Genomic DNA, 18,941 nt, shown 5'->3' on the forward strand with positions numbered 1-18,941 from the left:
GGCGGGCCGAAAGGCCCGCCACCGGTTCCGCCCCGGCGGCACAAGCCCTGGAGACACGGCGCAAAACGCGAAAAGGGCGGCCCGAGGCCGCCCTTTTTCGTACCATCCGCGCTGTGTAATGGAGCGGGCGAAGGGATTCGAACCCTCGACCCCAACCTTGGCAAGGTTGTGCTCTACCCCTGAGCTACGCCCGCGCCGCTCCAGCGGAGGAGCGCCCGTATACGCCCCGGCGACGGCCAAGGCAAGCCTATTTTTTCACGCGACACCATTCCGTGCGTCGAGGCAAGGCGGGCACGGCTGGACTGCAGGCCAGGACGGGCCGCCCCTCGCCGATTGCACGAGGAAACATACCATCATATGTTAGGCTGAGGTTTCCGGAGTGAAATTACCCTTCCCTTGTTTTGAATGTCTGCGCATTCGAAATTGTTTCCTCTAACATGCCGATGACGCTCCGCAGGGGGGCTTCGATGGCCGGAACGGACATGGACCTGGGCGAATCGCAATCGATGCCCACGGCGGCGCCTCGGGAGGCGTCGTGCCGGCCTATGCCTGCGCCCAACGCCGGGTCCACCGCCGCCGATTCGCCGGATGGCGGAGCGGCCTTGCGCAACAGCGCGGAACGCAAGGTCGTCACCATCCTGTTCGCCGACATCGTCGAATCCTCCAGCATGGTCTCCGGCCGCGACCCGGAGGAAGCCGACCAGACCCTTCTGACCATCCTCCAGATCCTCACCGACGCGGTGGGGCGCTATGGCGGCACGGTGGCCCAGGTGCTGGGCGATGGCATCATGGCGGTGTTCGGCGCCCCCTCCGCGCTGGAGGACCATGCGCTGCGCGCCTGCCTCGCCGCGCAGGACATCGCCCGCTCGGCCATCGATTCGGACGAGTTCAAGATGCGAATCGGCATCAGCTCCGGCGAGGTGGTGGCCCAGATCATCGAGACGGGCGTCTGGACCGACTACCGCACGGTGGGCGAAACCGTGCACGTCGCCGCCAAGCTCCAGCAGCGGGCGCAGCCCAACAGCGTGCTGCTGAGTCGCGAGACGCTGGACCTCGTGCCCAAGGGGTTGACCGTCCGCCCGGCGGGGACGCTGCGCCTGTCCGCCACGGCGGAGCCGGTGAGCGCCTTCGCGCTGGAGGCGGCGCGGGCGATGCGGCTCACGGCGATGGACCTGCTGTCGGCCGAAGGCACCCTGTTCGTCGGGCGCCGGCCCGAACTGGCGGTGCTGACCGGCGCGCTGCGGCAGGCCGAGCGGGGCCGCGGCGCCTGCGCCGTCCTGGTCGGGGAAGCCGGCATCGGCAAGTCCCGGCTGACCGGAGAGCTGATGCGCAGCCCGGAGGCGGAGCCCTTCATTACCACCATCTGGCCGCAGTTCCCGATCCGCCGCCTGGGCGACCCCGACGACCTGGAGGCGGCAGCCCGTTGCCTCGCCCTGGCGGTCTGCGGAACGGCGGATGACCCTTCACCGGATGCTGCGGCAGGGGACGGCGTGGCGGTGGCGCGCCTGACCGCCGCCGCCACGCGCAACGGCGGCGAGCTGGCCGGCGAGGCGATGCGGGAGCTGCTCGGCCAGCCCTCCGTCCATCCGCTGTGGCAGGGGCTGGACCCCGCCCAGAAGGCCGATTTCAGCGTCGAGGGGCTGGTCGCGGCGATCCGCGAGCTGTCCGTGGAGCGCCCGCTGCTGATCCTCGTCGAGGACGCGCACTGGACGCGCGGGCTGACCAACCGCCTGCTCGACGCCCTGGCCGAGGGGGTGGAGGACGCCCGGGTCTTCGTCCTGGTCACCTCGCGGCCCGACACGCCGGGCGGCTGGTCCGCGCCGGATTCGGTCCACACCATCGCGCTCGAACCGCTGGAGCCGTTGCAGGCCGACGAGTTCCTGGACCATTGGCTGGGTCACAGCCCGTCGCTGGCCGATCTGAAGGCGCGCGTCGCCACGCAAAGCCAGGGCGTGCCGCTCTATCTGGAGGAATCGCTGCGCACCCTGGAGACCACCGGGGTCATAGTCGGCAGTCCGGGCCGCTACAGCCTTGGCAAGACCGATGCCCGGATGGTCCTGCCGGCCACGGTGCACGGCTTGCTGGCCTCGCGGATCGACGCGCTGGAACCCGGTCCGCGGCGGGTGCTGATGCACGCGGCGGTGATCGGCACCTCGGTCGATCTCGGCCTGCTGCGCGCGGTGTCGCCCATCCCCGCCGCCGATTTGCCGGCCGCCCTGGCCCGGCTGGAGCAGAGCGGCTTCTTCGCGCGCTCCCGCCTGCTGCCCAACCTGGAGCTGACCTTCCGCCACGCGCTGGTTCAGGAGGTCGCCTACGCCACCCTGACCAAGCGGGAGCGTCAGCCGCTGCACGGGCGCGTCCTGCACGCCCTGCGGCGGCGGTCCGACCGCAACCTGCCCAACCGGGCGGAACTGATCGCCCACCACGCCTTCTACGCCGAGGATTGGCCGCTCGCCTGCGCCTATGGCCGCCGGGCCGGGCGCCGGGCGGAGATGCGCTGCAAGCATTTCGACGCCGGGCGCTTCTACGAGCAGGCTCTGAAGGCCCTGGACCATCTGCCGGACACCCGCCGCAACACCCAGCGGCGGATCGACCTGTGGGTCGGCATTCCCCTCGTCCTGCTGCCGCAGGGGCGCCAGCTGGCCGGCGACCCGCTGGAGGAGGCGCGGGACATGGCGCTGGAGATCGACGACCGCATCCGCTACGCCCGCGCGACCTCGCTCAAGGCGTCCTTCCAGTGGGTCTACGGCGTGCTCGACGGTGCCATCGCGCTCAGCCGCAGCGCGCTCGACCATCTGGGCAACCAGGGGACGATGGAGCTGCGCATCCAGGGGCTGATGCGGCTGGGCGGCATGCTGGTGGACAAGGGGCACTTCCCGGAGGCTCAGGAGAAGCTGGAGGAGGCGCGCACCCTGGCGCTGGCCCATGCCCCCCGCGCGCGGTTCGGCCTGACCGCGGTGGCGGTCGCCATCACCGCCGCCTACCAGGGCCGCTGCCTCGCCGAGCTGGGGCGCGACGACGAGGCCGTCCGGGTGATGCTCCACGCGCTCGACATCGCGGAGGAGGTCGGGCACGCCTTCTCCGTGTCGTCGGTGAAGGTCCATCTGGCGCTGGTCCACATCATCGGCGAGCGCTTCGCCGACGCGCTGCCTCTGCTGAAGGACGCCGTGACGATCACCGAGGCGACGCGCCTGCACATCTTCCAGCCGATCACACTGGGCGCGCTGGGCTACGCCATCGCCCGCACCGGTGGCGCCACCGAGGGCGCACGGCTGCTCAACGCCAGCCTGGAGCAGGCGCATATCCTGAACCACTCGCTGCCCCGGCCGCGGATTCTGAACTGGATGTCCGATCTCGCCCTGGAAACGGCGCAGCACGACACCGCGATCGGTTGCGCCGCCAAGGCGCTGGGCATCGCGACGGACGCCGGCCAACTGTCCGAGCAGGGCTGGTCGCACTTCGCCCTGGCCCAGGCCTTCACCGCGGTCGGCCAGCATCGCGAGGCCATGGAGCATCTGGCGGCTGCCGAGACGATGAGCCGCCAGCTGTCCATGATGCCGCTCGCCGACCGCTGCCGGGCCTTCCGCCGCTGCCTCGCCGCGTCCGGCCCAGTGACGTGATCCGGGTGACGTGATCCGGGCGAACGCTCCTCCGGAGCGTCAGGCAACCAGCGTGGTGCTGCCCGCTGCGGTGCGGCGGAAGTGGTTCAGCACATAGACCCGGACGCTGGTGGCGAAGGGAATGCCCTCCGTCCGGCTGTCGTGGATGTCGGCGCACAGCGCCTCCAGCGATTTGCCCTGGGACTTGGCGATGTCCTTCAGCCCGTCCCAGATCGTCGCCTCCAGCCGCAGGCTGGCGCGGCGCCCCCCGATCGTCAGCGAGCGCGTCACCACGGCGGGCGGCGCCGTGAGCGAGCTGAGGTCGGCCATCTCGTCGAGGCTGCGGGGAATACGGCGGTCCAACTTCATCGGTACGCTCCTGTCTCGGCTTGCCGGTTCTCGGCCTCGCGGTTCTTTCCCGGATCTCCGGAATTTTTCCGGGACTGCACATCCGGGACCGACATGCGCGTGGACTGACATACGCGTGTGCGTGTGTAAGCGATTCTTACCCGGGCACGAGGCGTCCGGCATGTGAAGTTCTTCACAGTCCGGACGGGGCATTCCAGCGAAGGTTCCGACATACCGCAGTATTCGCGGTTCCTCGAAACCCACGCCCAGGAGCTGTTCCCATGACCGCCATCATCGACCAGACCGCCCTCATCCGTGGTGCCGACGGCCGTCTCTTCGCCGTGACCGCCCAGGGTGTGACCGAAGTTGCCGAGCAGGCCGCCGCGCTGACCGCCACCGCCCGCATCGGCGACCGCCGCGCCTTCAACAGCGACGACCACGAGGCCGCCCGCCACGCGATCACCCCGGGCCTCTGATCGGCGGGGCGAACCTGCAGGGCCCGCTGCTCGGGCCTGTTCTTCGGGCCGTGGCGGCCGGCGTTTTCCCTGGCCGGCCTGCCACGGTCCCCGCCCGCTCCCTCGTCCTTCGCCGGTTTTCCGTCCGGCTCAACCACGGGCATACCAGGTCGGCATCCTACGGCGGAGACCCTCTTCCATGCCCCTCGATTTCGTCCGCGGCCTCGCCCGGGACCCGGCCATGTCCGACCAGCCGTTGAAGGTCCACACCACCGGAACCCACCGGATCGCCACGCCGGACCAGACTCTGGCCCGCGTCGCCCCCTTCCTTCCCGTCATGGGCATCACGCGGGTGGCGAACGTCACGGGGCTGGACAGCGTGGGCATACCGGTCGTGATGGTGACCCGGCCGAATTCCCGCTCCATCTCCGTCGCCCAGGGCAAGGGCGTGACCCTGGCCGCCGCCAAGGCGTCGGGCGTCATGGAGTCGATCGAGAGCTACCACGCCGAACGCATCACCCTGCCCCTGAAATTCGCCAGCTACGACGAGCTGCGCTGGACCCACCGGGTGGTCGATGTCGCCCGCCTGCCGCGGCTGTCGACCAGCGCCTTCACCCCCCACACCCCGATGCTGTGGATCGAAGGCGACGATCTGCTGGGCGGCGGGCGGACGTGGGTGCCGTTCGAGACGGTGCATCTGAACTTCACGCTGCCGATGCCGCCGGGGTCCGGCTGCTTCCTGGCCGGTTCGAACGGGCTGGCCTCGGGCAACAGCCTCGCCGAGGCGACCGCGCACGCCATGACCGAACTGGTCGAGCGCGACGCCGCCACCCTGTGGCGCCTCGCCTCTCCGGAGGCCCAGGCCGCCACCCGCATCGACCCGGACAGCGTCGCCGATCCGGTCTGCCGCTCGCTGCTCGACCGCTTCGACGACGCGGGAGTCGCGGTCGGCCTGTGGGACATCACCAGCGACATCGGCCTGCCGGCCGTCCTCTGCCGCATCGCGACGCGGGACGACGCGCCGCAGCACAGCATCCGTCCGGCCATGGGCATGGGCTGCCACGCCGCGCGGGAGGTCGCCCTGTCCCGCGCCCTGACCGAAGCGGCGCAGAGCCGGCTGACCTTCATCGCCGGAGCGCGCGACGACATGCCCCGCTCCGAATACGAACGCCACCTCGACCCGGCGCAGCACGCGCGCTGGACGGCGCTGATCACCGAGGGGGCCGGGCGCCGTGACTTCGCCGCCATCCCCAGCCTCGCCGGGCGCACCGTCGAGGAGGATCTGGCCTGCCAGCTCGCCCGGCTGCGCGCCGCCGGCATCGAGGAGGCCGTGGCGGTGGACCTGACCAAGCCGGAATTCGGCATCGCCGTGGTCCGTCTGGTCATCCCCGGCCTGGAAGGGCTGGACTCCTCCCCGGACTACGCGATGGGCGCGCGGGCGCGCGCCGTGGCCGGCGTTTGAGGCCGGACTTGGTATCGTGAGAGCAAAGGTGGAGACTCCCATGCAGACGCCGGACGGCCTCTACGTCTTCCTCGGCCCCACCCTGCCCCGCCCCGACGCGGCCCGGCTTCTGGACGCCACCTATCTGCCGCCGGTCGCCCAGGGCGACGTCATCCGGCTGTGCGAGCGCAAGCCGCGGGCGATCGGCATCGTCGACGGTTACTTCGAGAACATCCCGTCTGTCTGGCACAAGGAAATCCTGCACGCCATCCACCAGGGGGTGGCGGTGTTCGGGGCGTCCAGCATGGGCGCCCTGCGCGCCGCGGAGTTGCACCCCTTCGGCATGATCGGCGTCGGCGCCGTCTTCGACGCCTTCCGCGACGGGCGGCTGGAGGACGACGACGAGGTGGCGGTGATCCACGGCCCGGCGGAACTCGGCTATCCCAGCCTGTCCGAGGCCATGGTGAACATCCGCCGCACGCTGGCGGACGCCGCGCAGGAGGGCGTCGTCCCCGCCGCCACGGCGCGGCGGCTCGAGGCGATCGCCAAGGCCCTGCCCTATCGCGAGCGCGGCTATGGCCGGCTGCTCCGCGTGGCCGCCGCCGAGGGCCTGCCGGAGGAGGAACTCGCCGACCTCCGCCACTGGCTGCCCAAGGGACGGTGCGACCAGAAGCGGGAGGACGCTCTGGATCTGCTCCAGACCATGCGCCGCTGGGCCGCCTGCGGCGCGCCCGCGCCCGAGGCGCGGTTCCATTTCGAGCACACCGCCCTGTGGGACCGCGCCCTGCGGGACGGGGCGCATCGTCCCGCCCCGCATCCCTCGGCGGGGAATCCGCTGGACTGATCGTCCGCCGGGTGCCATCAACGGTCCGACGGAACTCAACCGGGACCGCGAGCGCCATGGCCTTACTGAAGGACGTCGCCGGCATCCTGCGGCGCAACCGAATGTTGGGCGTTCTCGACGACGCCCGGATGCAGGAACTGGTCGCGCTGGGCCGGGTGTCGCGGTTCCACGAAAACCAGACCGTTTTCAGCAAGGGCGATCCCGGCGATTGCCTGTACGCGATCATGAAGGGGCAGATCGCCGTCTCGACCTCGTCCGAGGACGGCAAGACGATGCTGCTCAACATCCTGAACCCCGGCGACGTGCTGGGGGAAATCGCGCTGATCGACGGCAAGGACCGCACCGCCGGGGCCACCGCGCTGCGCCCGGCGGAACTGTTCCGCATCGACCGTCCGGAATTCATCTCCTTCCTGGAGCGCCACCCCTCGCTGTGCATCCGCATGATGGGCGTGCTGTGCGAACGGCTGCGCTGGGTGTCGGAGAACATCGAGGATGCGGTTTTCCACGACGTGCCACGCCGGCTGGCCCGGCGTATCCTTCTGCTGGCGGACACTTATGGGCAGAAGACGCCCGCCGGACTGCGCATCAACCAGCCGGTGTCCCAGGAAGCCCTGGCGTCCATGCTGGGTGTCACCCGCGAGATGGTGAACAAAAGCCTGCGTGCATTGCGGAATGCCGGAGCGATTACCTATAACAAAGGTTTTATTGTCGTCACCAATCTATACATGCTTAGGGATATGGCGGGAGAGTTGGGTGACGTGCCGTAAGGTCACTCAGCACGTCCGGTGAGTTTTATCGTCGCAAATTTTTTCAATCACGCTATATTGACTGCACGATAAAAAACACGGCTGACAGTCAAGGAATACAGGGCTATGTCGGGTCAGGATTCACAGGCGTCCAACGCGCCATCGCCGCTGAACGCCATCCCGCTGGTGGCGCGTACCGTCAAGCTGTTTGGGCGCCCGACGCAGCTTCGGCTGGAGCCTTCCTATTGGGAAGCGCTGGACGACATCTGCCAGCGGGAAGACCTGACCGTGGATGAACTGTGCAGCGACCTCAAGGACCGCCTTGATTCGCAGTCCCGCAGGTCGCGCGGCAACGCCGTGTCGCTGGCCAACGCGGCCCGCGTGTTCATCGTCGGCTATTACCGCAAGGCGGCGACCGAGAAAGGTCACGACCGGGCCGGCCATGGCCGCGGCGACCCCTTCGTCAGCACGCCCTTCGATCTGCCTCCGGCCCAGCCCGCCAAGGAAGGCTGATTTCCTGGCGGTGTTTCTACCCAACAGACCATGGTGCGAAGACAGGACGGTGGCCGCCGTTCTGCCGTGAGGAATTGCCGCGTCGGCTTGACAAGGTGCAACGTCCGGCTTGCACCGCGACGGGATTTGGTGTGTTGATCGGTCCTGCGGCGTCGCGCGGTCGGCTGACCCGGCCATCCGTGGGCCGCCCTTCCCGTCAACCGCGGAGCCGACCGTTCATGAGCGGGACCCAGCCGTCCGCCATCCGACCGATGTTTGCCCGCTGGCTCCGGGACCGCTCGTTCCTGTCGGGCTTGGCCGCCCTGCTGGTTCTCATGGCGGTTCTGACCGTGCTGGTCCGTCACAACTACCTGCTGTTCCATCTCTGCGTGGAGATGTTCGCCGTCGCCATCTCCATGACGATCTTCACGATCGCCTGGAACACGCGCGACACCAACCAGTCGCCTTTCCTCGCCTTCGTCGGCCTGTCCATGCCCGGCATCGCGCTGCTGGACCTGCTCCACGCCATCGCCTTTCCCGGCATGAACGTCATCGGCGAGGCCAGCGCCAACCAATCCACCCAGCTCTGGATCGCCGCCCGCGGCCTTCAGGCGGCGGTTTTCCTGGCCGCGCCGCTGCTGACCGAGACGCGGCTGCGCGCGGGCGACGTGCTGCTGATCCAGGCCGCCGCGTTGGCCTGTGCCTTCCTGTCGATCTTCACCTTCGGCATCATGCCCGACGCCTTCGTGCCGGGCATCGGGCTGACCTCCTTCAAGATCGCGGCCGAATACACGTTCAGCGCCGCGGCGGTCGTCGCCTGCCTGCTGCTGTGCGGCAAGCGCCGGCAGTTCGAGCCCAGGGTGTTCGGCCTGACCTTCGCCGGCATCGCCCTGCTGGCCCCGCAGGAACTGATCTTCACGCTCTACGACGATCCCCATGGGGCGATGAACGCGCTGGGGCATTTCATCAAGATCCTGTCCTTCTACCTGCTGTACCGGGCGATCATCGTCACCGCCCTGCGCAACCCCTACGACCTCGCCTTCTACCGGATGCGCCGCAGCGAGGAGGCCCTGCGCGATCATCTGAGCGGTCTGGAGACGCTGATCGCCACCCGCACCGCCGAACTGCGCGAGAGCGAGGCTCGTTGGCGCGCGCTTCTGGAATGCTCCAACGACTGGTTCTGGGAAACCGACGAGCGTGGGCGCTTCACCGCCCTGTCGCCGCGGGCCCAGGAATCCACCGGGCGCGGCGGGGCGGAGCTTCTGGGATTCACCCACGCCGATCTTCTGGACCGCAACCGTCCCGAGGAGGATTTCCCCGTCCTGACCGAGGCCCTGCACCGGCGGGAGCCCTTCCGCCGCCTCTCCTTCCCGCTGGCCTCGCCGGGTGGAGCCGCGCGCTGGGTGATGGTCAGCGGCACGCCGCGCTATGACGGCAGCGGCACCTTTCTCGGCTACCGCGGCACGACCAGCGACATCAGCGCGCGGCGCCAATCGGCGGAAGCCGCGCGGCAGAAACAGACCATGGCGGCGCTCGGCAGCCTCGTCGGCGGCCTTGCCCACGAGATCAACAACCTGCTGCAACCGGTCATCAGCCTGTCCGATTTGGCGCGCGGCCGCGTCGAGGAGGATCGCAAGCTGCAGGCCTACCTGAACGCCATCCATGACAGCGGCGTGAAGGCCCGCACGATCATGCGCGACGTCCTCCAGTTCGCCCGCGTCGAGGTGGCCGAGTCGCCGCCGGGCAACCTTGAGGAAGCCGTGCATTCCGCCCTGGAACTGGCCGCCCCCTCGTTGCCGCCGTCCATCGAGACGCGTGCGCGTCTGGAACCCGGTCTGGCCCCGGTGACGATCACCGCAACCGAACTGACCCAGGTCCTCCTCAACCTGATCCAGAACGCCCGCGATGCCATGCCGCAGGGCGGCACCCTGGCCATCAACGCCCTGTCCCTGACCCGGAAGGAGCGGGACACGCCCCTCCACCCGCTCGGCGAAGGCCGGTATGTGCGGCTGACTGTGACCGACACCGGCACGGGAATGGACGAGGCGACGCGCCAGCGCGTGTTCGACCCCTTCTTCACCACCAAACCGGTCGGGAAGGGGACGGGGCTTGGGCTTTCGGTGGTATATGGTATTGTGCGCAACGGGGGCGGCGACGTTTGGGTCGAGAGCACCCCCGGACGCGGGACGTCCTTCATCATCGACCTGCCCACCGCCCCACCCGGCGGACCGGGCCAAACGACAGATGGGATGCTGGTTCATGGCGAAGGTGCTGGTCGTTGAGGATTCAGCCGCCGTGCGGCTGGCGGTGACCGAAGTGATCGAACAGGCGGGCCATGAGGTCATGGAGGCGGAAAACGGCCGCGTCGCCATCGCCCTGCTGGACGGAGGCGCGGTCTTCGACCTGATCGTCACCGACGTGCTGATGCCCGAAGCCGACGGGGTGGAGGTCATCAAGGCCGCGCGCACCCGCAACCCCGGCGGAAAGGTGCTCGCCATGTCGGGCGGGGCGCCGAACCTGCCCGCGGGCTATGCCTTGAAGATGGCCGAAATGTTCGCGGCGGACGCCGTGCTCTACAAGCCCTTCCTCAATGAGGAGCTGCGCAAGGCGGTGGCCCGCCTGCTGTCCGTGACACCGGACTCCGAGCCCGGCTGACGGCCGCAAACCAACAGCATGCCATCGAGCAGCGGGCCAAAGAACAGCGGGCAAAAGACAGCGGGCCGACACCGTCCCGCTGTGTCTTTCGGCACACAATGTGTCCGGCAGGCATCATGGCGGCCATCGCTCCCCTTGACCGAAGTTATCCACAAAAAAGTGCATAAGATGGTGGATAAGGCTGTTGAACCCTCGGTCCCGCCTGCCCGCCGCGAGGGTACCGCGAGACACCCCTGAAACGGCACCGATTCGGGATCCGCCTCCCCGAACGGCCAGCATCGGCGCACCCCATGCACCGTCCCCTACCCCTAAGATGGTCTGGTCCGTCCCGCCTCCCCTCGCCACTATGACATCATGCTTTGCGATGGTGGAAAGGACGGCGGATGGCCCATTTTCTCGTGACCGGCGGCTGCGGATTCATCGGATCGCATCTGGCCGACCGGCTGATCGGCGACGGGCACCGGGTCACCATCCTGGACGACATGAGCACCGGCCGGCTGGAGAACAAACCGCTTCTGGCGAAGCTGGTGGTCGGCGATGTCGCCGATCCGGACGCGGTCCATCAGGCGATGCAGGGGGTGGACGGCGTGTTCCATCTGGCCGCCGTCGCCTCCGTCCAACGCTCGCGCGAATTGTGGGCGGAAACCCACCGCACCAACCTGTCGGGCACCGTCACCGTCTTCGAGGCGGCGCGCAGCGCCCGCAACGGCAACCCGGTGCCGGTGATCTACGCCTCCTCCGCCGCGGTCTACGGCGACAACACCGCCACCCCGCTGCGCGAGGACGCCGCGACGCGCCCGCTGTCTGCCTACGGTGTGGACAAGCTGGGCTGCGAGCTGCACGCCAACGTCGCCTGGGCCATCCATGGGGTGCCGACGACGGGCTTCCGCTTCTTCAACGTCTACGGGCCGCGGCAGGACCCGTCCTCGCCCTATTCCGGGGTGATCTCGATCTTCGCCCGCCGCGTGGCGCAGGGCGAGGACGTGACGATCTTCGGCGACGGCGAGCAGGTCCGCGACTTCGTGTTCGTCGGCGACGTCGTGCGCTTCCTCGTAAAAGCGATGGAGCGCCAATCCAATGGGGCGGAGGTCTTCAACCTGTGCACCGGCCGCCCGACCTCGCTGCTGATGCTGCTGGAGGTGTTGCAGGAGCTGTGCGCCAGCCGGGTCCGCCGCCTGCACCAGCCGGCGCGGGCGGGCGACATCCGCGTCTCCATCGGCGACCCGGCCCGGCTGCGCGCCACCTTCGGCGAAGGCTGCCGGTTCGGCCTGCTGCAGGGGCTGAGCGCGACCCTGACCGGGGAGATGCCGCGGTAAACCCGCGGGGGTCCCTCCCCTACACGTCGCGGCTTTCCAACCGGGGCAGCCCGACGACCTTCAGGCGGCTTTCGCTGAGTTCCCCCACCTGATCGAGGATCGGCAGGGCGACCGCGGCAACGTGGGCGTTGATCCGCTTCAGGTCGCGCAGGATGTCGAGCACCAGGGCGCTGGTCTCGATGCTGGCGGCGTCGCCGCGGCGCACGCGGTCGAGATGGCGGGCGGTGGCGGTGCGCTCCAGCGCCCGCACCGCGTCCTTGCCGGCGATGAGCTGGCGGGCCAGCCGCCGGTCCTCGCCGATCAGAATGCCCAGCGCCGTGCGCAGGTTCTCCACCGTGCGGCGGTGCAGTTCCTCCACCTCCCGAAAATCCTCCGGCGCGAAATGCAGGTGGTGGCGGATGCGCTTGGCGGCGAGTTCCATCAGGCTCTTGTCGATGATGTCGCCAATGTGCTCCAGGTTGATGGCGAAGGCCATCAGGTCATCGACCCGCCGGGTCTCCTCGGCGTCGAGGTGGCGGCGGCCGAGTTTGGCGAGGTAGAGCTTGAGGGCGGTGTGCAGCCGGTCCACCCGGTCGTCGGCGCGGCTGACCTCGGCGATCGGACGCTCGTCATTCTGGCGCAGGGCGGTCAGGCTGCGGCGCAGCATGTCCTCCACAAGATCGCCCAGCCGCAGGGTTTCGCGCACCGCACCGGCGATGGCGACGGAGGGCGTCTCCAGAGCCGATTCATCGAGATGCCGGGGCGTCGCCGCATCCTCCCCCGCGTCCTCCGGCTGGGGCAGCAGCCCTTCGGTCAGCCGGGCGAGCGGAGTCACCAGCGGCAGGAAAAGCAGGGCCAGCGCCGCGTTGAAGGCGACATGCGCGCTGACCACCGCCGTCAGCGGGGCCATGCCGGCCAGGAACGACGACGCCACCGGCACCAGCGGCAGGGCCAGCAGCGACCCGGTCACCCGGACCAGCAGATTGCCCAGCGGCACCCGCCGCGCCATCGCTCCGTCGGCCGACGTCGCCAGCACCGCCGGGATGGCGCCGCCGAGATTGGCGCCCAGCACCAACGCCACCGCCGTCTCGGTCCCGATCACCCCCGCCCCGGCCAGCGACCCCGCCAGCATCACCGTGGCGAGGCTGGAATGCACCGCCGCGGTCAGTGCCGCCGCGACGATCAGGGCGAAGAACGGCTCGCCGCCCAACGCCTCCAGCATCGCCTGGACCAGTGCCGACTCCCGGACCGGCAGGGTGGCCGCGCCCAGCAGCTTCAGGGCGAGCAGCATCAGCCCGATGCCGACCAGGATGCGGGCCAGCGCCCGCCGCCCGCGATGCTCGCCGCCCAGCGCGTGCAGCGCCCCGCCGAGCAGCAGCAGGCTGGGCGACAGCCAGTGGAGATCGATGGCGAGCAGCCGGGCGACGAGGCTGGTCCCGACGTCGGCGCCCAGCATCACCGCCAGCGCCATGGGGGTGGTCATGAAGCCCTGCCCGGCCATCGAGGCGGTCATCAGGGCGGTGGCCGTGCTGCTCTGCACCGCGATGGTGGCGGCGACCCCGGCCAGGAAAGCGGCCAGACGGTTGCGCGTGCCGTAGCCGACCCAGCGGCGAACCGCCGCGCCACCCCACCGGAAGACACCCGTCCGCACCAGCCGCAGCGCCCACAGCAGCAGCGCCACGGCGCCGAGGATGTCGATCAGGACCAGGGTGGGCGAGACGGCGGCGGTCGTGATGGCGGGCCTCCCGGCGTGTGGGCCTCAACAACAGGACGATGGAGAGTGGGGCGTCATGAAAACGTAACAATCGCAGGGCGCAACCTGATCCCCCGCGAAAGGCGTATCCCTTTTTGCCAGGATACGGCTTTTACCCCCGCGTCACCAGCCGGATGCCCAGCGCCACCGGCAGGATGCCCAGCAGGTCCCAGGGCTGCACCGTTTCGCCCAGCAACGCCCAGCCGAACAGCATGCCGAGCGGCGGCATCAGGAAGTGATAGGCGCTGGCCTCCGTGGCGCTCGTCCGCTGCAGCAGGCGGAACCACAGCAGGTAGCCGCCGATCGACACCACCAAGGCCTGATAGACCAGCGATCCGGCAAAACCGGCGGTCAGCCGGATCGACCCGGCGTCCTCCAGCAGCAGCCCGAGGGGCAGCAGCGCCAAGCCCGCCGCCAGCACCTGGACCCCGGTCCCGGCGAGCAGCCCGGTCCGCGGCGCCAGCCGCTTGAACAGCAGCGTCCCCGCCGACAGCGCCACCAGCGCGCCGACCGCCAGCGCGATGCCCAGCGGCGCGTCCGTCCCGCTGCCCAGCCGCCCGCGGACAACCAGCGCCACCCCGGCCACCCCCAGCGCCAGCCCCACCGCCTTGCGCCGGTTCATCGCCTCGCCCAGCACCAGGGCGGCCAGCGCTGCGGTCAGCACCGGGTTCGCGCTGACGATCAGCGCCGTCAGGCCGGAGGACACGTGGGTCATGCCGCTGTAACTCAGCCCCAGATAGAGCGCGTGGTTGAGCAGGCCGAGCAGCGCCAGCAGGCCGAGCGTCCGCCCGGCCATCCCCCGATACTCGCCCCGCCACGCCGCGACCGCGACGAGCAGCGTCCCGGCCATCAAAAAGCGGAAGGCCAGCAACAGCAGCGGTGGGCAGTCGGCCAGCCCGATCTTCCCCGCGGCGAAGGCCGAACTCCAGGCGAGGCAGAAGGGCACGACCAGGGCAAGCGGCGCTGCCCGCGGATCAGCCAAGGGTAAGGGGTGCGTGGCGGCATGAGTCATGGCCGGTCCTCTCCCATGGGGAAGGTTGTGCATTGGAGAGAGGATGGCGCGAGGTCTTTCCATTTGGAAATTGGATGATATCATCCATTGCATTCGAAACCTGAATGGTTGGTCCGATGCGCGAGATGGATCTGGGCCTGTTGCGCACCTTCGTTTCGGTGGTGGACGCCGGCGGCTTCACGCGGGCCGGCGAGCGGGTGCACAAGACGCAATCGACGGTCAGCCAGCAGATCCGCCGGCTGGAGGAGCAGGTTGGCCTGCCGCTTCTCGACCGCAACAGCCGCGCCGTCGCACTGACCGACGACGGCGAGCGGCTGCTCGGCTACGCCCGCCGGCTGCTGGCGCTGAACGACGAGGCGAACGCCGTGCTGTCCGGGCGCCCGGCGGCGGAGGTGGTGCGGCTGGGCGTGCCGGAGGATTACGCGGTGGAGCGGCTGCCCCGCCTGCTCGCCGACTTCGCGCGGGCGAACCGGCGGCTGCGGCTGGACGTGCGCTGCGACCTGTCGGTGCGCCTGCGCGCCGACGTGGAGTGCGGCGACCTCGACATCGCCCTGATCAAGCAGGAACCCGGCCGCCCCGGCGCGCTGCGCGCGTGGCGGGAGCCGCTCTGCTGGATCGGCCCGGCGGCGGAGGACCTGCACCGTGAGGACCCGCTGCCGCTGGTGCTGTTCCCGCAGGGCTGCGTCTACCGCAACCGCGCGGTGCATGAGCTGGAGCGCGCCGGGCGGCGGTGGCGGGTGGCCTATTCCAGCCCCAACCACGCCGGGGTGCGCGCCGCGGTGTCCGGCGGGCTGGGGGTCAGCGTGCTCCCCCACAGCGCCCTGCCGCCCGGCGCGCGCTTCCTCGGCGTGGCGGACGGCTTGCCGGCGCTGCCGGAGACGGAACTGGCGCTGCTGACCGGAAGTGCGACGCGCGGCGCGGGGGTGGAGATGGTCACCGCGCTGCTGACGGAGAGCCTTCCCGAACCGGTGTGGGCGTGAGGAGCACGGCGGGGCGGGGCAAGGACGGGTTAGCCCTTTCGCGCACCCCAAAAAGGTCACGCCCCCCACGGTCGTCGGATGGATGAAGACTCCGCCCCCGGATGTTCATTCGGGTGAGACGTACCCTGGAGTCATCATGACGCACATCCGCTTCACCCCCAAATCCATCGCCATCGCGCTGCTTGCCGGTGTGGCGGCCTTGGGCGCTGGAGCGTCCCCGGTCCTCGCCGACCCGCCCGATTGGGCGCCGGCCCACGGCTGGCGCGCCAAGCAGGAGCGCCATCACGAGCGCGAGCGCCACGAGCGGGGCCGCTATTACGAGCACGGCTACATCGACGGCGGCTATGGCGACGGCCGCGCGGTGATCGTGCGCCGCCCCCCGCCGGTGGTGGTCTATGAGGAGCCGCCGGTCGTGCATTACGCCCCGGCCCCCGTCTACATCGAGGAGCCGCCGCCGGTGATCGTCCAGCAGCGCCCGCGCGTGGTCCGCGCCGCGCCGCAGGTGGTGGAGTGCGGGCCGCTCGACGGCGACCTGATCGGCGTGCTCGGCGGGGCGGCCGTCGGCGGGCTGGTCGGCTCGCAGTTCGGGCGCGGCGACGGCAAGCTGGCGGCCACCGCCGCCGGCACGCTGGGCGGCGCCATGCTGGGCGGCGCGATGACGCGCGGCGGCGGCTGCTAAGCCCCGAAAGAAGTCAGCCGACTCCCCAGCCGCCGGTGTCCGGGAAGGGGACCGGCGGCGCCGGGGCCGTGGTGACCGCGGCTGGGGCCACCAATCCCGTGGGCAGCGGCGGCGCGTCCGCCGGGGTCGGCAGCAGCCGCGCGGCCTTCGTCCACCAGCGCGGCTGTGCGGCCTGGATCGAGCGGGCCGCGGCGGCGGCGTGCTCCGCATCGGCGTAGAGGCCGAAGCAGGTCGCGCCGCTGCCCGACAGGCGGGCGAGCAGGCAGCCGTCCGTATCGTCCAGCGCCGCCAGCACCGCGGCGATCACCGGAGCGACGGTCAGCGCCGGGTCGGTCAGGTCGTTGCGCCGTTCCCTCAGCAGCGCGGCCAGCGCCGCGGCGTCGGCCGGCGCCCCGGTGAAGCGGGCCGGAGCGGAGAAGGCTCCCCGGCGCGCCTTGAACACCGCGGGAGTCGGCACCGGCACGCCGGGGTTGACCAGCACCGCGAAGGTCTCCGGCAGGGCCGGCGCCTCCTCCAGCACCTCCCCCACGCCGCCGAAATAGCAGCTCCGCCCGGCGACGCAGACCGGCACGTCGGCGCCCAGCGACGCCGCGACCTCATAGAGGCGCTGGTCGGTCACCGGCACGCCCCACAGCCGGGCCAGGGCACGCAGCGTCGCGGCGGCATCCGCCGAACCGCCACCGATTCCGGAGGCGATGGGCAGGACCTTTTCGAGCGCGATCATCGCGTCGGCCTCGCGCCCCAGCCGGGCGGCCAGCGCGTAAGCGGCGCGGATGACGAGGTTCTGCGCCGGGCTCTCGCCCATCAGCGCCGGGCCGAAGGGGCCGGAGATGGCCAGTCGCGTCCCGACCAGCGGCAAGTCGACCCCGCGCAGCGCGATCCGCGCCACGCCCGGCTGCACCGTCACCCGGTCCGCCACCTCGGCGAAGGCGACGAGGCTGTCCAGCTCGTGATAGCCGTCGTCCCGGCGGCCCACCACATGCAGATAGAGGTTCAGCTTGGCCGGCGCGGCTTCGGCGATGGCGCTCATGGTCGGGTCCCCGCAAACGAAAAGCCCTTCCTCCCGACAGGGGGAAGACGGGCTTTATGCGGCATGGCCGCGGTGAGCGCCAGAGCCCTGGTGCCCGGTCACCGGACAAACGGGGTGGGCCGGGCGCGTCTTCCACCCTTGACGCCCCGCTCCGGCGCGCCTAGCTTTCCGGCCATGACGACGCGCACGCACCATTTCAGCCGCTATTATCCGCTGCTCCCATAGGGCGGCGCGTTCGGTCTTGACCATATGAACCATGCCGCCGCTGACCGGCGGCATGTGCTTCGACAGATGATCTCCGGGACGCGGCCCTTCCCTTCCGGAGATCAGCACCATGGCGACCCCCGCCGCTTCCAGCCCCTTCCAGTCCGACTTCCTGCGCGTGCTCGACGAGCGCGGCTTCCTGCATCAGGGCAGCGACCTGTCGGGCCTCGACGCCTTGCTGCGCCAGGGGCCGGTCGGCGCCTACATCGGCTTCGACGCCACGGCGGACAGCCTGCATGTCGGGCATCTCGTCTCGATCATGGTGCTGCGCTGGTTCCAGAAGACCGGCAACCGGCCCGTCGTGCTGATCGGCGGCGGCACCACGCGCATCGGCGACCCCAGCTTCCGCGACACCAGCCGCCCCATGCTGGACGACGCGCAGATCGCCGCCAACATGGCCGGCATCGGCCGGGCCTTCGCCCAGTACCTGTCCTTCGGCGACGAAGAGCCGAACGGCGCGGTGATGGTCGACAACGCCGACTGGCTGGACGAGTTGCGCTACATCCCGATGCTGCGCGACATCGGGCGCCATTTCACCGTCAACCGGATGCTGAGCTTCGATTCCGTCAAGCTGCGGCTCGACCGCGAGCAGCCGCTGACCTTCCTGGAGTTCAACTACATGATCCTCCAGGCCTTCGACTTCCTGGAGCTGTCGCGCCGCCACGGCTGCCGGCTGCAGATGGGCGGGTCGGACCAGTGGGGCAACATCGTCAACGGGATCGAGCTGGCCCGCCGCGTCGACGGGACGGAGCTGTTCGGCCTGACCACGCCGCTGCTGACCACCGCGTCGGGCGCCAAGATGGGCAAGACGGCGGCGGGGGCGGTGTGGCTGAACGCCGACCGGCGCAGCCCGCACGACTTCTGGCAGTTCTGGCGCAACACGGAGGACGCCGACGTCGGCCGCTTCCTGCGCCTGTTCACCGAACTGCCGCTGGACGAGATCGCCCGGCTGGAAGCGCTCCAGGGATCGGAGATCAACGAAGCCAAGAAAATCCTCGCCCATGAGGCGACAGCCCTCTGCCACGGCGTGGCGGCGGCGGCCGAGGCGGGGGAAACCGCCCGCCGGGTCTTCGAAGAGGCCGGGGCCGGCGGCGGCCTGCCGACGGTGGAGGCCGCCCGCGCCGACCTCACCGCCGGCGTCCGGCTGGCCGATCTGCTGGCCGCCGCCGGGCTCGCCGAGTTCGAAGGGGGCGGCACGGCGGCTGATCCGCGACGGCGGGGCGCGGGTGAACGGCACCCCCGTCACCGAGGAGGCGGCGCTGCTGACCACGGCGGACCTCGACGGCGAGGGCCTCATCCGCCTGTCCGCCGGCCGCAAGCGCCACGCGCTGGTCCGGGTTCGGTGAGC

At 70.3% G+C, this 18,941-nt stretch carries 15 protein-coding genes, 1 tRNA gene and 1 pseudogene; 12 read left to right on the forward strand and 5 right to left on the reverse strand.

From position 1 onward, the window contains the following. Positions 1-119: 119 nt before the first annotated feature. A tRNA-Gly gene (locus ACWPN7_RS07675) sits at positions 120-194 on the reverse strand. 351 nt (positions 195-545) lie between these two features. Between ACWPN7_RS07675 and ACWPN7_RS07680 the strand changes: the two genes are divergently transcribed. Continuing rightward, positions 546-3,620, forward strand: coding sequence for an ATP-binding protein (locus ACWPN7_RS07680; RefSeq protein ID WP_198129212.1), 3,075 nt, complete (start codon positions 546-548; stop codon positions 3,618-3,620). A gap of 39 nt (positions 3,621-3,659) precedes the next feature. Here the strand turns inward: ACWPN7_RS07680 and ACWPN7_RS07685 are convergent, their stop codons facing one another. Next, a complete protein-coding gene (locus ACWPN7_RS07685) occupies positions 3,660-3,968 on the reverse strand; it encodes a ribbon-helix-helix domain-containing protein (protein WP_051658367.1) in 309 nt (102 codons plus the stop codon). A gap of 260 nt (positions 3,969-4,228) precedes the next feature. Between ACWPN7_RS07685 and ACWPN7_RS07690 the strand changes: the two genes are divergently transcribed. The 8 genes from ACWPN7_RS07690 (at position 4,229) to ACWPN7_RS07725 (ending at position 11,896) form a co-directional block, all read left to right on the forward strand. After that, positions 4,229-4,423, forward strand: a complete 195-nt coding sequence (locus tag ACWPN7_RS07690; RefSeq protein ID WP_040135081.1) for a hypothetical protein — start codon at positions 4,229-4,231, stop codon at positions 4,421-4,423. 178 nt (positions 4,424-4,601) lie between these two features. Beyond that, entirely contained in the window at positions 4,602-5,864 is a 1,263-nt protein-coding gene (locus ACWPN7_RS07695; protein ID WP_456512007.1) for a YcaO-like family protein, read from the forward strand. 40 nt (positions 5,865-5,904) lie between these two features. Next, a complete protein-coding gene (locus tag ACWPN7_RS07700; RefSeq protein WP_103041400.1) occupies positions 5,905-6,687 on the forward strand; it encodes a TfuA-like protein in 783 nt (260 codons plus the stop codon). Positions 6,688-6,743: 56 nt separating this feature from the next. Further along, entirely contained in the window at positions 6,744-7,454 is a 711-nt protein-coding gene (locus ACWPN7_RS07705) for a Crp/Fnr family transcriptional regulator (protein WP_492273228.1), read from the forward strand. 105 nt (positions 7,455-7,559) lie between these two features. Further along, positions 7,560-7,946, forward strand: a complete 387-nt coding sequence (locus ACWPN7_RS07710; RefSeq protein WP_051658369.1) for a ribbon-helix-helix domain-containing protein — start codon at positions 7,560-7,562, stop codon at positions 7,944-7,946. A 218-nt stretch (positions 7,947-8,164) separates the two neighbouring features. Next, complete coding sequence (locus ACWPN7_RS07715) at positions 8,165-10,207, forward strand: MASE3 domain-containing protein (RefSeq protein WP_451993142.1); 2,043 nt, start codon at positions 8,165-8,167, stop codon at positions 10,205-10,207. Next, the gene (locus tag ACWPN7_RS07720; protein ID WP_247887720.1) at positions 10,185-10,580 is read left to right on the forward strand and encodes a response regulator; all 396 of its coding nucleotides are present in this window, start codon (positions 10,185-10,187) and stop codon (positions 10,578-10,580) included. Before ACWPN7_RS07715 ends, ACWPN7_RS07720 begins: the two co-directional genes overlap by 23 nt. 383 nt (positions 10,581-10,963) lie before the next feature. Next, positions 10,964-11,896, forward strand: coding sequence for an NAD-dependent epimerase/dehydratase family protein (locus ACWPN7_RS07725; protein ID WP_349620536.1), 933 nt, complete (start codon positions 10,964-10,966; stop codon positions 11,894-11,896). 19 nt (positions 11,897-11,915) lie between these two features. On the opposite strand, the gene ACWPN7_RS07730 is transcribed toward ACWPN7_RS07725, so the two are convergent. Beyond that, entirely contained in the window at positions 11,916-13,556 is a 1,641-nt protein-coding gene (locus ACWPN7_RS07730) for a Na/Pi cotransporter family protein (RefSeq protein ID WP_247881687.1), read from the reverse strand. Between the two features lie 184 nt (positions 13,557-13,740). Then, entirely contained in the window at positions 13,741-14,640 is a 900-nt protein-coding gene (locus ACWPN7_RS07735) for a DMT family transporter (protein WP_349620535.1), read from the reverse strand. Between the two features lie 116 nt (positions 14,641-14,756). Between ACWPN7_RS07735 and ACWPN7_RS07740 the strand changes: the two genes are divergently transcribed. Further along, positions 14,757-15,620: a LysR substrate-binding domain-containing protein gene (locus tag ACWPN7_RS07740; RefSeq protein ID WP_247875013.1), complete on the forward strand. Its 864-nt coding sequence runs from the start codon at positions 14,757-14,759 to the stop codon at positions 15,618-15,620. Between the two features lie 136 nt (positions 15,621-15,756). Then, positions 15,757-16,299 carry a glycine zipper 2TM domain-containing protein gene (locus ACWPN7_RS07745; protein WP_459197144.1) on the forward strand — a complete coding sequence of 181 codons (543 nt, stop codon included), beginning with the start codon at positions 15,757-15,759 and terminating at the stop codon, positions 16,297-16,299. A 13-nt stretch (positions 16,300-16,312) separates the two neighbouring features. Here ACWPN7_RS07745 and ACWPN7_RS07750 read toward each other — a convergent pair whose 3' ends face one another. After that, positions 16,313-17,329, reverse strand: a complete 1,017-nt coding sequence (locus ACWPN7_RS07750) for a 4-(cytidine 5'-diphospho)-2-C-methyl-D-erythritol kinase (RefSeq protein WP_492273229.1) — start codon at positions 17,327-17,329, stop codon at positions 16,313-16,315. 334 nt (positions 17,330-17,663) lie between these two features. Between ACWPN7_RS07750 and tyrS the strand changes: the two are divergent. Then, a pseudogene (tyrS, locus tag ACWPN7_RS07755) lies at positions 17,664-18,939 on the forward strand (tyrosine--tRNA ligase). Positions 18,940-18,941: the final 2 nt, after the last annotated feature.

It is taken from the genome of Azospirillum sp. UENF 312511, assembly GCF_058780635.1.

Coding starts and splice junctions, on each gene's coding strand:
- ACWPN7_RS07690 (WP_040135081.1), top strand. CDS start 4,229: ATGACCGCCATCATCGACCAGACCGCCCTCATCCGTGGTGCCGACGGC.
- ACWPN7_RS07735 (WP_349620535.1), bottom strand. CDS start 14,640: ATGACTCATGCCGCCACGCACCCCTTACCCTTGGCTGATCCGCGGGCA.
- ACWPN7_RS07695 (WP_456512007.1), top strand. CDS start 4,602: ATGCCCCTCGATTTCGTCCGCGGCCTCGCCCGGGACCCGGCCATGTCC.
- ACWPN7_RS07685 (WP_051658367.1), bottom strand. CDS start 3,968: ATGAAGTTGGACCGCCGTATTCCCCGCAGCCTCGACGAGATGGCCGAC.
- ACWPN7_RS07745 (WP_459197144.1), top strand. CDS start 15,757: ATGACGCACATCCGCTTCACCCCCAAATCCATCGCCATCGCGCTGCTT.
- ACWPN7_RS07720 (WP_247887720.1), top strand. CDS start 10,185: ATGGCGAAGGTGCTGGTCGTTGAGGATTCAGCCGCCGTGCGGCTGGCG.
- ACWPN7_RS07740 (WP_247875013.1), top strand. CDS start 14,757: ATGCGCGAGATGGATCTGGGCCTGTTGCGCACCTTCGTTTCGGTGGTG.
- ACWPN7_RS07705 (WP_492273228.1), top strand. CDS start 6,744: ATGGCCTTACTGAAGGACGTCGCCGGCATCCTGCGGCGCAACCGAATG.
- ACWPN7_RS07680 (WP_198129212.1), top strand. CDS start 546: ATGCCTGCGCCCAACGCCGGGTCCACCGCCGCCGATTCGCCGGATGGC.
- ACWPN7_RS07710 (WP_051658369.1), top strand. CDS start 7,560: ATGTCGGGTCAGGATTCACAGGCGTCCAACGCGCCATCGCCGCTGAAC.
- ACWPN7_RS07750 (WP_492273229.1), bottom strand. CDS start 17,329: ATGAGCGCCATCGCCGAAGCCGCGCCGGCCAAGCTGAACCTCTATCTG.
- ACWPN7_RS07725 (WP_349620536.1), top strand. CDS start 10,964: ATGGCCCATTTTCTCGTGACCGGCGGCTGCGGATTCATCGGATCGCAT.
- ACWPN7_RS07700 (WP_103041400.1), top strand. CDS start 5,905: ATGCAGACGCCGGACGGCCTCTACGTCTTCCTCGGCCCCACCCTGCCC.
- ACWPN7_RS07715 (WP_451993142.1), top strand. CDS start 8,165: ATGAGCGGGACCCAGCCGTCCGCCATCCGACCGATGTTTGCCCGCTGG.